This is a genomic window from Modestobacter sp. NPDC049651, assembly GCF_040659695.1.
In the GTDB taxonomy this organism is placed as follows: domain Bacteria; phylum Actinomycetota; class Actinomycetes; order Mycobacteriales; family Geodermatophilaceae; genus Modestobacter.
On sequence record NZ_JBFAOG010000001.1, the window covers coordinates 323494 to 337357 of the forward strand.

The 13864-nt window shown below is 74.2% G+C and carries 11 protein-coding genes; 9 read left to right on the forward strand and 2 right to left on the reverse strand.

What is annotated here, in order from left to right:
* Positions 1-30: 30 nt before the first annotated feature.
* The 5 genes from AB0J00_RS01710 (at position 31) to AB0J00_RS01730 (ending at position 6810) form a co-directional block, all read left to right on the forward strand.
* The gene (locus tag AB0J00_RS01710) at positions 31-1542 is read left to right on the forward strand and encodes a DUF222 domain-containing protein (RefSeq protein WP_357739214.1); all 1512 of its coding nucleotides are present in this window, start codon (positions 31-33) and stop codon (positions 1540-1542) included.
* Positions 1543-1844: 302 nt separating this feature from the next.
* Positions 1845-2930 carry an ATP-dependent DNA ligase gene (locus tag AB0J00_RS01715; RefSeq protein ID WP_357739217.1) on the forward strand — a complete coding sequence of 362 codons (1086 nt, stop codon included), beginning with the start codon at positions 1845-1847 and terminating at the stop codon, positions 2928-2930.
* Positions 2931-2997: 67 nt separating this feature from the next.
* The gene (locus AB0J00_RS01720; RefSeq protein ID WP_357739220.1) at positions 2998-4539 is read left to right on the forward strand and encodes an alpha/beta hydrolase; all 1542 of its coding nucleotides are present in this window, start codon (positions 2998-3000) and stop codon (positions 4537-4539) included.
* A gap of 31 nt (positions 4540-4570) precedes the next feature.
* Complete coding sequence (locus AB0J00_RS01725) at positions 4571-5632, forward strand: DNA polymerase domain-containing protein (protein WP_357739223.1); 1062 nt, start codon at positions 4571-4573, stop codon at positions 5630-5632.
* Between the two features lie 143 nt (positions 5633-5775).
* Entirely contained in the window at positions 5776-6810 is a 1035-nt protein-coding gene (locus AB0J00_RS01730; protein WP_357739226.1) for an alpha/beta fold hydrolase, read from the forward strand.
* Between the two features lie 18 nt (positions 6811-6828).
* On the opposite strand, the gene AB0J00_RS01735 is transcribed toward AB0J00_RS01730, so the two are convergent.
* Positions 6829-7791, reverse strand: a complete 963-nt coding sequence (locus AB0J00_RS01735) for a hypothetical protein (RefSeq protein ID WP_357739229.1) — start codon at positions 7789-7791, stop codon at positions 6829-6831.
* An 81-nt stretch (positions 7792-7872) separates the two neighbouring features.
* Positions 7873-8715 (reverse strand): oxidoreductase, encoded by an 843-nt coding sequence (locus AB0J00_RS01740; protein WP_357739231.1) that lies wholly within the window; start codon positions 8713-8715, stop codon positions 7873-7875.
* Between the two features lie 120 nt (positions 8716-8835).
* Here AB0J00_RS01740 and AB0J00_RS01745 point away from each other — a divergent pair, with 120 nt between their 5' ends.
* The 4 genes from AB0J00_RS01745 to AB0J00_RS01760 all read left to right on the forward strand — a co-directional run bounded on the left by AB0J00_RS01745 (position 8836) and on the right by AB0J00_RS01760 (position 13733).
* The gene (locus AB0J00_RS01745; RefSeq protein WP_357739234.1) at positions 8836-10431 is read left to right on the forward strand and encodes a peptide chain release factor 3; all 1596 of its coding nucleotides are present in this window, start codon (positions 8836-8838) and stop codon (positions 10429-10431) included.
* A gap of 73 nt (positions 10432-10504) precedes the next feature.
* The gene (locus tag AB0J00_RS01750; RefSeq protein WP_357739237.1) at positions 10505-11659 is read left to right on the forward strand and encodes an acyl-CoA dehydrogenase family protein; all 1155 of its coding nucleotides are present in this window, start codon (positions 10505-10507) and stop codon (positions 11657-11659) included.
* Positions 11659-12516, forward strand: a complete 858-nt coding sequence (locus AB0J00_RS01755; RefSeq protein ID WP_357739240.1) for a PhnD/SsuA/transferrin family substrate-binding protein — start codon at positions 11659-11661, stop codon at positions 12514-12516. The genes AB0J00_RS01750 and AB0J00_RS01755 overlap by 1 nt, the downstream gene beginning before the upstream one ends.
* Entirely contained in the window at positions 12513-13733 is a 1221-nt protein-coding gene (locus AB0J00_RS01760) for a hypothetical protein (RefSeq protein WP_357739243.1), read from the forward strand. The genes AB0J00_RS01755 and AB0J00_RS01760 overlap by 4 nt, the downstream gene beginning before the upstream one ends.
* Positions 13734-13864 lie beyond the last annotated feature (131 nt).

The window sequence follows — 13864 nt, forward strand, 5'->3', positions numbered from 1 at the left end:
ACTGTCAGACCCTGCTCGTAGGTTGCGGGCATGACCTCGACCGCTGCGCTCCCCGGTTCTGCGGGTGGGTCGCGGGTGGAGGTCGATCTGGCGTGGGAGATCGACCGGTGGCGCGGGGTGCCGCTGTCGGCGTCGCCGGGTGAGGTGCTGGCCGAGCGGATCCAGCGCACGCAGCGGCGCCGAGCGGTCGACGCCGCGGAGGAAGCGGACCTGATCCTGGCGCTGGCGGCTCAGCGGGCCGCCGCCCTGGACCCGCCTCCGGAGCACGCCGGGGCCCGCCGGCCCGGCTGGACCCGGGAGGAGGCGTGGGAGCAGGTCAGCGAGTTCTTCCCCGCCGAGCTGTCGATGATCCTCAACCTCGGCCGGGGCACCGCCGCGGTGCGCTTGACCCGGGCGCTGACCTGGCGGGACAAGCTGCCGGCGACGTTCGCGCTGCTGCACCGCGGCGCGATCGACGAACGCCGCGCCGACGCCCTCGCCGACGTGCTCAAGGCCGCCGGCCCGGAGGTCGCCGGGCGGGTGGAGGCCGCGCTGCTGCCGCAGGCGGAGCAGCTGTCGGTGACCCGGCTCAAGACGCGGGCCCTCGCGCTGCTGCTGGCCTTCGACCCGGCCGCGGCGGAGGAACTGCGCGCGAAGGCCGCGCAGGCCGCGGACGTGACGCTCTACCCCTCGGCGTTGACCGGGCACACCGCGATCGTCATCGACCTGCCCAGCGACCAGGCCACGATCGCGTTCAGCTTCATCGACGAACTCGCGAAGACCGCCAAACGGGCCGGGGACGACCGGCCGATCGGGGTGATCCGCGCCGAGATCGCCGCCGCGCTGCTGCTGCGCCCGGGCACCGACGGGCTGGTCCCGGTGTGCGCGCACCTCACCATCACCGTCGACCTCGCGTCCCTGGAGGACCGCAGCAGTGCACCGGGTGAGGTGAACGGCCTGGTGATCACCGCCGCCCACCTGCGGGAACTCCTCGCCCGGGTGGGTGCGCTGGGACTGACCGCGCCCGACGGTGGGTCCCTGAGCTTCGCCATCACCGGCCCCAACGGGGAGCTCCTGGCCACCGTCACCGCGGCGGAGCTGGAGCGGCTGGTCAGGCGAGGATGCGCCACCCACCCCGACGCCGCCTGTGGGTGCGCGGTGCTCGGGCCGCCGCCGGAGACCAGCGCCTACGCGCCGACCGCGAAGCAGCGGGCGTTCGTCACCACCCGCGACCGCCGGTGCCGGTTCCCCAACTGCGGGCAACGCGTCGGCTGGGCGGACCTGGACCACGTCCTCGCGCACTCCTGCGGCGGCAAGACCGACTGCACCAACCTGTGCTGCCTGTGCCGGTCGCATCACCGGTTGAAGACCTTCGCCCGCGGCTGGCGGTTCACCATGACAACCGACGGGACGCTCACCGTGACGACCCCGAGCGGGGTGACGCGGACGACCCGGCCACCGGGCATGCGGGTCCGGGCACCCGACCCACCACCCGAGTCGGCGGCACCGGGCCCGCCGCCACCGAGAGTCCCGGACCCGAACGACGAATCACCACCGTTCTGACCGTTGACCCGCCGAGAGGTCGCGATGTCGTCGTGTCGCCATGTCGCTGTGTCGCCAGGTCGCTGTGTCCCCATGGCGACAGGACGACATCCGCACCGACCGCCGCGGCGCGGGTCAGCGGGTCAGCGGGTCAGCGGGCCAGCTCCTCGCCGGAGCAGGGCCGCGGCGCCGGCGAGGAGGTGCGCGTCCGCGGCTGCGACCTGTCCGACCTGGCCCCCGACGGGCGCACCCGCCGCACGGACTCCTGCCGGAAGATCGTCGAGCCCCGGCGCGGGAGCCCGGCTGCTGCTTGACTGCACCGCATGGACCTGCCCGTGAACCCCCCGGTCAAGCCGATGCTCGCCAAGCCCGCGGCGAAGCTCCCCACCGGCGACGGCTGGTTCTACGAGCCCAAGTGGGACGGCTTCCGCTGCATCGTCTTCCGCGACGGCGACGAGGTCGAGCTGGGCAGCCGCAACGAGCGCCCGCTCACCCGCTACTTCCCCGAGGTCGTCGAGGCGGTCAAGGCCCAGCTCCCCGAGCGCTGCGTCGTCGACGGCGAGATCGTCGTCCCCCGCGGTGACCGGCTCGACTTCGAGGCACTCCTCCAGCGGATCCACCCGGCCGCCTCCCGGGTGGCGATGCTCGCCGAGCAGACCCCCGCCTCCTTCGTCGCCTTCGACCTGCTCGCCCTCGGCGACGAGTCCCTGGTCGACCAGCCCTTCGCCCAGCGGCAGCAGGTGCTCCGCGACGCCCTCGCCCCCGCGCAGGCCCCGGTCTACGTCACCACCCTCACCGCCGACGCGGACCTGGCCCAGCGCTGGTTCAGCGAGTTCGAGGGCGCCGGCCTCGACGGCGTCGTCGCCAAGCGCGGCGACCAGCCCTACTCCCCCGACCAGCGGGTGATGACCAAGGTCAAGCACGTCCGCACGGCGGACTGCGTCGTGGCGGGCTTCCGCTGGCACAAGAGCGGCCCCATCGTCGGCTCGCTGCTGCTCGGCCTCCACGACGACACCGGCACGCTCCAGCACATCGGCGTCGCCGCGAGCTTCACCATGAAGCGCCGCGCGGAGCTCGTCGAGGAGCTGGCCCCCTACCGCGCCGACGCCCTCACCGGCCACCCGTGGCAGGACTGGGCCAACGCGCAGACGGACACGGAGGGTGAGCACCGGATGCCCGGCGCAACCAGCCGGTGGAACGCCGGCAAGGACCTCTCGTGGGTCCCGCTGCGCCCGGAGCTCGTCGTCGAGATCAAGTACGACCAGCTCGAGGGCAGCCGGCTGCGGCACACCGGCCAGTTCCTCCGCTGGCGCCCGGACCGCGACGCCCGCTCCTGCACCTACGACCAGCTCGACGTCCCGGTGCACTACGACCTCGCCGAGGTGCTCAGCGGCGAACGCCCCCGCTGACCTGCGGGCCTGCCGAGACGGCCGGCGTCCCCTACCCTGGGTGATCATGCGCCCGCACCACCACCGCATGCCGTCCGTCCTCGGCGGCCTGCTGCTCGCCCTGCTCGTCGTCCTCACCGGCTGCACGTCCGGCGACGCGGAGGACGGCGGCAGCAACTCCGCCGCAGCGAGCAGCAGCGCGCCGAAGCCGGCCATCGACTGGCAGGACTGCACGCAGAAGATCCAGCCGATCATCGCCGGCCGGCCCGGCTCCGACCGCGGCTTCACCTTCTCCTGCGGCACGACGGAGGTGCCGGTCAGCTACGCCGACCCGGGCGGCGACACGATGCAGCTGTTCATGGTGCGCGCCGCGCTCGGCAACCAGACCAACCGCATCGGCTCGCTGCTGGTTAACCCCGGCGGCCCCGGCGGCGCCGCCACCGACGCCGCCATCCAGTCGGCGCTCACCCTGCCCGCCGACGTGGTCAACCGGTTCGACATCGTCGGTGTCGACCCCCGCGGCGTCGGCCTGTCCACCCCGGTCGAGTGCATCAGCGACCAGCAGAAGGACGCCTTCGCCGCCGCCGACCCGCGCGCCGTCGACGAGGCGTCGCTGACCCAGGCCTTCGACCTCGCCGACGAGATCGGCAAGGCCTGCACCAAGAAGTACGGCGCGGCGCTGGGCGCCTTCAACACCGTGGCCACCGCCCGCGACATGGACCGGGTGCGCCAGGCCCTCGGCGAGGACCAGCTGACCTACCTCGGCTACAGCTACGGCACCACCCTCGGCTCCACCTACGCCCAGCTGTTCCCGGAGCAGGTGCGCGCCCTGGTGCTCGACGGCGCCGTCGACCCCGACGGCACCCCGCAGGAGTCCGCCGAGACCCAGGCGCAGGGCTTCGAGCAGGCCTACGACGCGTTCGCGGCCAACTGCACCGCCCTCGTCGGCGGCTGCCCGGTCGGCGGCGACCCGCGCGGCTTCCTCACCGCGCTGCTCGACCAGGCCGACGCCACCCCGATCCCGAGCAGCAAGGCCGGCGAGACCCGGACGGCGACGGCGGGGCTGGTCCTCGGCGGCGTCCAGGCGGCGCTGTACCAGCCCGACGCCTGGCCGCAGCTGGCCCAGTCGCTGGCCGCCGCCCAGCGCGGCGACTCCGCCGGCATCCTGACGCTCGCCGACACCTTCTCCGGCCGCAACGACGACGGCAGCTACACCAACATCACCGACGCCAACGCCGCGATCAACTGCGCCGACACCAAGGACCGCTACACCCGCGCGCAGGTCAGCGCGCTGGCCACCGACTGGAACCAGAAGTACCCGCTGTTCGGCGCCAACGCCGCGCTGTCCCTCTACACCTGCACCTCGTGGAAGGCGCCGAAGACCGCCCTCCCGCACGAGGACGCCGCCGGCGCGGCCCCCGTGCTGGTGATCGGCACCCAGGGCGACCCGGTCACCCCGCTGCCCGGCGCGGTCGACATGGCCGAGGAACTGAGCAGCGGCGTGCTGCTGACCTGGCAGGGCAGCGGGCACACTGCCTACCCCAAGACCGACTGCGTGACGCGGGCGGTCGACGCCTACCTGGTCGACCTGACCGTGCCGACCGACGGGCTCACCTGCCCGGCGGCCTGAGCCCGCCCACCCACCCCGGAAGGAGCCCGTCGTGGCCAGCAGCAAGGACGCCGTCGTCCTGGAGCTCGACGGGCACGAGGTCCGGGTGAGCAGCCCGGAGAAGCCGTACTTCGCCGACAAGGGCGTCCGCAAGATCGACGTCGTCAACTACTTCGTCTCCGTCGGCGAGGGCATCCTGTTCGCCCTGCGGGACCGCCCCACCACCCTGGAGCGGTGGCCGGGCGGGGTGTTCGAGGGCGCCCGGCTCTCCACCCGGGTCGACAACACGGGCGACGCGTTCTACCAGAAGCGGGTGCCCAAGAACGCGCCCGAGTGGGTGCAGACCGCGCACATCACCTTCCCCAGCGGGCGGACGGCGGACGAGATCGCCCCCGACTCGGTGGCGGTGGTCGCCTGGTGCGCCAACCTCGGCACGCTCACCTTCCACCCGTGGCCGGTGAGCAAGGGGGACGTCGAGCAGCCCGACCAGATCCGCATCGACCTCGACCCGCAGCCGGGCACCGACTTCTCCGACGCCGTGTGGGTCGCCCCGCACGTCCGCGAGCTGCTGCACGAGTTCGGCATGGAGGGCTGGCCGAAGACCTCCGGCGGCCGCGGCGTGCACATCTACGTGCCGATCCTCCCGCGGTGGACCTTCCCCGAGGTGCGCCGCGCGGTCATCGCCTTCGGCCGCGAGCTGGAGCGGCGCATCCCCGACCGCGTGACGATGAACTGGTGGAAGGAGGAGCGCGGCGAGAAGATCTTCATCGACTACAACCAGATGGCCCGGGACCGCACCATCGCCAGCGCCTACTCGATCCGGCCCAAGCCGCACGCCCCGGTGAGCGCCCCGGTCGACTGGGACGAGCTGCCCGACGTCTCCCCCTTCGACTTCGACGTGCTGACCATGCCCAAGCGGTTCGCCGAGGTCGGTGACAAGCACGCCGGCCTGGCCGACCACGCCTTCGACCTCACCCCGCTGGTCGAGCTCGCCGACAAGCAGGAGCGCGACGAGGGGCTCGGCGAGATGCCCTATCCGCCGGACTACCCGAAGATGCCCGGCGAGCCGATGCGCGTGCAGCCCAGCCGGGCGAAGAAGACGCCCACCGGCTGATCGCGGAGCAGCTGCACGCCCTGCGTGACGGCTCGCCGTCCGGTGCCGGTGACGACGCGCCGGCCCGCGCGGCGGTCTGTGACCGTCGCGGCGTCCGCTGGACGCTCCCCGGGACCGTGCGTCCCCGAGCTCCCGGAGCCGACATGCCGATGCCCACCGACCACGACGTGTTCGACCTCGGCGACGTCGTCCTGCAACGGGGCGCGACGCTGCGCGGGGCCACGCTGGCCTACAAGACGTACGGGACGCTGAACGCGGACAAGTCCAACGTGATCGTCCACCCGACCTGGTTCGGCGCCTGGCACGACGCCAACGAGTGGACGATCGGCCGGGGCATGGCCTGCGATCCGGACGAGTACTTCATCGTCGTCCCGAACCAGCTCAACAACGGCCTGTCCACCTCACCCAGCAACACCCCACCGCCCTACGACGGCCCGAACTTCCCGCCGGTCACCTTCTACGACCAGGTGGAGGTGCAACACCGGCTGCTCACGGAGAAGTGGGGCATCGAGTCGGTCGAGCTCGTCCTGGGCTCCTCGATGGGTGCCGCGCAGACCTACCAGTGGGCGGTCAGCCACCCGGAGATGGTGAAGCGGGCGGCACCGATCGTCGGCGCGTCGATCACCAGCGAGCACAACCAGGTCTTCCTGAAGAGCCTCCGGGCCGCCCTGACCGCCGACCCCGTCTTCGACAGCGGGCGCTACTCGCCCACCGCCCTGCCCACCGTCGGGCTGCGCGCCTTCGCCCGCATCTACGCCGGCTGGGGCCTGTCCCAGGCCTTCTACCGGCAGCGGGAGTACCGGGACATCGGCTACTCCTCCCTCGAGGACTTCATCGTCGGGTTCTGGGAGGGCTTCTGGCTCGACGACCGCGATCCCAACAACCTGCTGGCCATGCTCTGGACGTGGGAGCACGGCGACGTGGGGCAGACCCCGGGCTTCGACGGCGACACCGAGGCCGCGCTCCGGTCCATCCGCTGCCCGCTGCTCGCCCTGCCCGGGAAGACCGACCTGTACTTCCCGCCCGAGGACGAGGAGTGGGCCTCGCAGTTCATCGCGGACGGCGAGGTGCGGGTCATCCCGAGCATCTACGGCCACTTCGCGGGGCTGGGCAACAACCCCGCCGACAACGAGTTCGTCGACCGGGCGCTCAAGGACCTGCTCGCCCGCCCGGCCTGAGCCGGCCGCCGCCCGCCGTCAGCCCGCGGCGTCGGGCCCCGTCACCACCTGCGCGGCGAGGTCGCGGGCGGCGGCCAGGGCGGCCGGCACCAGCGGTCCGCCGCGCTGGCCGAGCACCGCACCGGTGACGGTGACCCGGCGCCCGTCGACCTCGCGGACGACCCGGAACACCAGGCACCCACCGGCCGCGTCGTGCGAGCCGGTCTTGCCGGCCACGAAGCCGTCCTGCCCCAGCAGGGTGTTGGTGGAGCGCACCGTGCCCGCCACCGGCAGCTCCGCGGTCCGGCTGCCGGCGACCGCCGCGAACACCGGGTCGGCCATCGCCGCGTCGAACAGCCGCACCTGGTCGGCCGCCGTCGACACCGTCCCGGCGTCGATCCCGCTCGGGTCGCGGTAGGTGGTGCCGGACATGCCCAGCTCCCGCGCGGCCTCGTTCATCCGGCGCACGAACGCCTCGACCGAGCCGGCGGTGTGCCGGGCCAGCACCACCGCGATGTTGTTCGCCGAGGGCAGCAGCAGCGCCTGCAGGGCCTGCAGCTCGGTGAGCTCCTCGCCCGCCTCGACGCGGACCACCGACTCACCGGCCGCCCGGCGCCGTTCGGTGTCCGCGACGTCCGCCGCGGTCAGCCGGATGACGGGCCCGGACTCCCCCGGCCGCAGCGGCGCGGCCCGCAGCACGACGTGGGCGGTCATCACCTTGGTCACGCTGGCGATCGGCACCGGCTGCTCGGGTCCGCTGCGCCGCAGCACCCCGGTGGCCGAGGTCGTGTAGGCGGCCTGCCCCTGCGCCGGCCAGTCGACCGACGGCACCCGCGCGGCGGGGGCCGGGGCGGCGACCCGGTCGGCGGCGCGGTCCTGGTTCGCCGCCGGGCGGACCAGGACCGCGGAACCGGCGATCACGGAGCCGGCGAGCAGGACCGCCAGCAGGGCGGGCAGCGGGCGGGGGAACCGGGGCGTGCGGGTCGGCTGCGGGTCAGTCACGCCGGTCAGGGTCGGGAAGCGGACCTCTGCCGGCCGTCAGGGTCCCGCTTATCGCCTCCTTATCCGGCGCGCTCCCGGTGCTCAGCCGAAGTCGGTGCCGGTGCTCACCTCGGCCCAGGCGTCCGCCTCCGCCCGCCGGGCGTCGAGCACCCCGCGGTAGCTGGTGAGCGCGTCCGTGCCGAGCAGCAGCAGCGCCGGCGGCTCCGGCGACCCGACGGCGGCGATGATCGCCTGCCCGGCCTTCGCGGGGTCGCCGGGCTGGGTGCCGTGCACCGTGTCGTGCTCCTTGCGGCGGCGGCCCGCGGTGTCGGCGTAGTCGGCGATCGGGGTGGCCGACTGGGTGAGCGAGCGGCCGGCGAAGTCGGTGCGGAACGCCCCCGGCTCGACCACGACCACGCTGATCCCCAGCGGTTGCAGCTCCCCGCGCAGCGAGCCGGACATGCCCTCCAGCGCCGCCTTGGACGCCGCGTAGTAGCCGGACCCGACCGGGGTGATCTGCGCGCCGATCGAGCTGATGTTGACGATCGCGCCGGAGCGGCGGGCCCGCATCCCCGGCAGCACCGCCTTGATCATCGCGACGGCACCGAAGAAGTTGGTCTCGAACAGCCGCCGGACGTCGTCGTCCCCGCCCTCCTCCACGGCCGCCCGGTAGCCGTAGCCGGCGTTGTTGACCAGGACGTCGACGCCGCCGAACCGCTCCTCCGCCTGCTGCACCGCGGCGGCCACCTGACCGGCGTCGGTGACGTCCAGCGGCAGTGGCAGCACCCGGTCCGGCGCCGGGTCGGCGAGGTCGGCCACGGCGGCCCGGTCGCGGGCGGTGGCCACCACCGAGTGCCCGGCCGCGACCACCTGCTCGGCGAGGGCGCGGCCGAGGCCGGTCGAGCAGCCGGTGATGAGCCAGGTCGTGGAGCGCGGGGTGGGCATGCGGGCGCCTCTCGGTCGGTGGTCGTCGGGTCCTGCCCAGCCGCGGGCACCGCCTACCATCGGTGTCACCGGCGCTCGTCCTCTCGGGTTGACGCATGCCCGGTTCGAGGAGGAAGACCAGTGAGTGAGCACAGCCCGGCCGAGGTCCTGGACGAGGCGGGCCGACGGCGCACGTTCGCCGTCATCAGCCACCCGGACGCCGGCAAGTCGACGCTCACCGAGGCGCTCGCCCTGCACGCCCGGGTGATCGGCCAGGCCGGCGCCGTGCACGGCAAGGCCGGCCGCCGCGGCACCGTGTCGGACTGGATGGACCTGGAGAAGCAGCGCGGCATCTCCATCACCTCGGCCGCGCTGCAGTTCGAGTACCGCGACGCGGTGGTCAACCTGCTCGACACCCCCGGGCACGCCGACTTCTCCGAGGACACCTACCGGGTGCTCACCGCCGTCGACGCCGCCGTGATGCTCATCGACGCCGCCAAGGGCCTCGAGACGCAGACCATGAAGCTGTTCGCGGTCTGCAAGCACCGCGGCATCCCGATCATCACCGTGGTCAACAAGTGGGACCGCCCCGGCATGGACGCGCTCGCCCTGATGGACGAGATCGCCGACCGCACCGGCCTCACCCCCACCCCGCTCACCTGGCCGGTCGGCATCGCCGGTGACTTCCGCGGGGTGCTCGACCGCCGGGACGGCACCTACCGGCACTTCACCCGCACCGCCGGCGGCGCCACGATCGCCCCCGAGCAGGTGCTCACCGCCGACGAGGCGCTCGCCCAGGAGGGCGACGCGTGGACGCAGGCGGTCGAGGAGTCCGAGCTGCTCACCGAGACCGGCCAGGTGCACGACCAGGAGCTGTTCCTCGCCCACGACACCACGCCGGTGCTGTTCGCCTCCGCGGTGTCGAACTTCGGCGTCGGCCAGCTGCTCGACGTCCTGGTGTCGATGGCGCCCGCGCCGGTCGACCGGCCGGACGCCGAGGGCAAGCCGCACCCGCTGGACTCCTCGTTCAGCGGCTTCGTGTTCAAGGTGCAGGCCGGCATGGACACCGGGCACCGCGACCGGCTGGCCTACGTGCGGGTCTGCTCCGGGGTCTTCGAGCGCGGCATGGTCGTCACCAACGCCCGCACCCGCCGCCCGTTCGCCACCAAGTACGCCCAGCAGGTGCTCGGCCGCGAGCGGGAGACCATCGAGACCGCCTACCCCGGCGACGTCGTCGGCCTGGTCAACGCCGCCTCGCTCGGGGTCGGCGACACCCTCTACGCCGACGACGCGGTCACCTTCCCGCCGGTGACCACCTTCGCGCCGGAGCACTTCGCCGTGGCCCGGGTCGCCGACACCGCCAAGTACAAGCAGTTCCGCAAGGGCATCGAGACCCTCGGCGGCGAGGGCGTCGTGCAGGTGCTGGTCTCCGAGCGGCGCGGCGACGGCGCGCCGATCTTCGCCGTCGTCGGGCCCATGCAGTTCGAGGTGGCCAGCCACCGGATGGAGCACGAGTTCGGCGCCCGGATCACGCTGGACAACCTGCCGTACCGGATCGCCCGGATCACCGACGAGGAGTCGGCCGCGGAGGTGGCCCAGGCCCGCGACGTCGAGGTCATGCGCCGGGCGGACGGCGAGCTGCTGGCGCTGTTCACCGACAAGTGGTCGGTGCAGCTGCTGGAGCGCAACAAGCCGCACCTGACCCTCACGCCGATGGTGGCCGCCGAGCTCGGCTGACCGGGGGCACCGCCTTCTCACCACGTGAAAGGGGCGCTTGGTGCCCCGAGGGCGGTCGGCTTGGATGCTGATCATGAGCACCGTCACAGCCGAGCCCACCGACCTCGCGACCCGGGTGGCCGCGGTCGTCGCCGACACGGTCGCCCCTGCCGCGCCCTCGGTCGACGCCACCGGCGCCTTTCCCCGGGAGGGCATCACCGCGCTGGCCGGCGCGGGCGCGCTGGGCCTGCTCAGCGCCCGCGAGGTGGGTGGGGCGGGCGGCTCGCTGGCCGACGTCGCGCAGGTCGTCGAGCAGGTGGCGACCGCCGACGGCTCGACCGCGATGGTGCTGCTCATGCACTACGCGGCCACCGCGGTGCTCGAGGCGCACGGCCCGGACGACGTCCGGCAGGCGATCGCCCGCGGCGAGCACCTGAGCACGCTGGCGTTCTCCGAGGCCGGTTCGCGCAGCCACTTCTGGGCGCCGCTGAGCACCGCCGCCGCCGAGGGTGACCACGTCCGGTTGGACGCCGCCAAGAGCTGGGTCACCTCCGCCGGGGAGGCCGACAGCTACGTGTGGTCCAGCCGCCCGCTGGCCGCCGAGGGGCCGATGACGCTGTGGCTGGTGCCCTCGGCCACCGCCGGCGTGGCGGTGGCCGGTGAGTTCGACGGCGTGGGCCTGCGCGGCAACAACTCGCGGCCGGTGCGCGCCGAGGGCGCCGTCGTCCCGGCGGCGGCGCAGCTCGGCGCGGACGGCGCCGGTCTGGACATCGCGCTCGGCACCGCGCTGCCGACCTTCCTCGTCGGCAACGCCGCCTTCTCGCTGGGCCTGATGGAGGCGCTGCTCGCCGACGCCACCACCCACCTCACCCGCACCCGGCTGGAGCACCTCGGGGTGAGCCTGGCCGAGCAGGCGCTCCCCCGGGCCGAGTTCGCCCGGCTGAAGCTGCGGGTCGACGGCGTGCGCGCCTTCCTCGCCGACACCCTCACGGCGCTGGGCACCGGGCGCGCGGACGCCACGCTGCGGGTGCTGGAGGTCAAGGCGGTGGCCGCCGAGGCCGCGGCGGAGGTCGCCGGCGGGGTGATGGCGCTGTGCGGCGGGTCCGCGTTCCGCAAGGAGCTCGGCGTCGAGCGCCGGTTCCGCGACTCGCTCGCCGCCCGGGTCATGGCGCCGACCACCGCCGCGCTGCAGGACTTCGTCGGCCGCATCTCCCTGGGCCTGCCCCTGTTCGACGCCGAGCAGGCGTGATGCCCGGCGACGTGCTGGTCATGGGCGCGGTGGCCTACGACCCCAAGGTCGTGACCATCTGGGAGGGCTTCCGGGTCTGGCTGCGCGAGGCCGGGCTGCCCTTCGACTTCGTCCTCTACTCCCACTACGAGCGGCAGGTCGAGGACCTGGTCGCCGGCCGCCTCGACGCCGCCTGGAACTCGCCGCTGGCCTGGGTGCGCTCGGTCCGGCTGGCGGCCGCGGCCGGCCGCACCGTGCGCTCGGCGGTCATGCGGGACACCGACCAGGACCTCACCTCGGTCGTCGTCGTCCGGGCCGACGCCGGCATCGAGACGGTCGCTGACCTCAAGGGCCGCACGGTGGCCACCGGCGCGGTCGACTCCCCGCAGGCCACGCTGCTGCCGCTGTCGTTCCTGCGCGCCGGCGGGCTGGCCGACGGCGACCTCACGGTGCGCCGGTTCGACGTCGGGGTGGGCCTGCACGGCGACCACATCGGCGGCGAGCGGGACGCCGCCCGGGCACTGGTGGCCGGCGAGGTCGACGCCGCCTGCATGATCGACGGCAACCACCTGCTGTTCACCCAGGAGGGCGTGCTGCCGGCCGGGGCCACCCGGGTGCTCGCGCAGACCCCGGAGTTCGACCACTGCACGATGACGCTGGTCGACACCGCGCCGGCCGCGCTGGCCGACCGGTTCGTCGAGCTGCTGCTGTCGATGTCCTACGGCGACCCGGCGGTGCGGCCGCTGCTGGACCTCGAGGGCCTGCGGCAGTGGCGGGCGGGCCGCACCAGCGGCTTCGGCCCGCTCACCACCGCGGTCGACGAGAGCGGCTTCTACGCGGCCGACGGGACGGTGCTCGCCGAGGGCTACCGGCCGTGACCTCCGCCGCCCCGTCCCCCGCGGCCCCGTCCCCCGCTGCGCTCGTCGACCTCGCGCGGCTCGGCTTCGACGCCGGCGCGCACCTGCTGGTGCGCCGCGCGCTGCGCGGCGTGCCGATCGGCGGCCGGCTGCGGGTGCGCGGCAGCGACCCGGCGCTGGGCGTGCACCTGCGCGCCTGGTGCCGGGCCGAGGGGCACGGTTTCGCCGTCGACCCGGACGGCGGCTACGACGTGGTCCGCGGCGACGCGGAGGAGCTGCGCTGGGCCGGTGCCGAGCGGGCCGGGGACCCCACCCCGGGCGGCATCGTGCGGCGCCCGCCCGCGCACTGGGGGCTGGCCGCCCGCGGCGCCCTGGTCGAGGCCGGCGGCCCCGCCCCGGGCTTCGACGTCGCCGACCGGGACGTGGTCTGGGCCGACCTCGCGCCGCGGCTGTACGCGCACGCCGCGGCGGCGCAGTGGGACCCGGCGACGGCCGTCGACTGGACCCTGACCGACGCGCTGCCGGCCGAGATCGAGGCGGCCGTCGTCCAGGTGATGACCTACCTGGTCGAGAACGAGCAGGCCGCGCTGGTCATCCCGGCCCGGCTGCTGGCCCGGGTGCACCCGCACTTCCGCGAGGTGCTGCAGCTGCTCGCCGTCCAGGCCGCCGACGAGGCGCGGCACATGGAGGTGTTCACCCGGCGGGCGCTGATGGTCGGCGGGCAGATGGGCACCTCGTCGGCCGGCGGGCGCGAGTCGCTGCACTCGCTGCTCAACGAGGCCGACTTCTCGCTGGCCTCCTTCCTGCTGTCGGTGCTCGGCGAGGGCAGCTTCCTGTCGCTGCTGGGCTTCCTCGACCAGCACGCCCCCGACCCGGTGACCCGGCAGGTCACCCGGCTGGCCCGGGTCGACGAGGCGCGGCACGTGGCGTTCGGCGTCGCCCACCTGGAGCACCAGGGCGCGCTGGACCCGACGCTGCGCGGCCGGTTGCGCGCGGCGATCGAGCGGCGGCACGACGCGCTGGTCGACACCGCCGGGCTCAACGCCGACGTCTTCGACTCCCTGGTCGTGCTCGCCGCCGGGGAGTGGACGCCGGAGGCGATCGCCCGCGGGCACCGCGCGGTGCAGCAGCTGCACGCCACGATGGACGACGGCCGCCGGCAGCGGCTGCACCGGCTCGGCTTCCCCGACGACGAGGCGGCGGAGCTCTCCTCGCTGCACACCCGCAACTTCATGTGAGCTCCTCACCCGTGCGGGTGAGCGGGGCGGTCCCGGCTGGTGCGCGGGCTCCAGCCGGCGGTACCCCGGTCGAAGACCCTGGTGTCACCGAGGAACCGGTGTCACCGGGGAAGCAGCGTCACCGACGACCG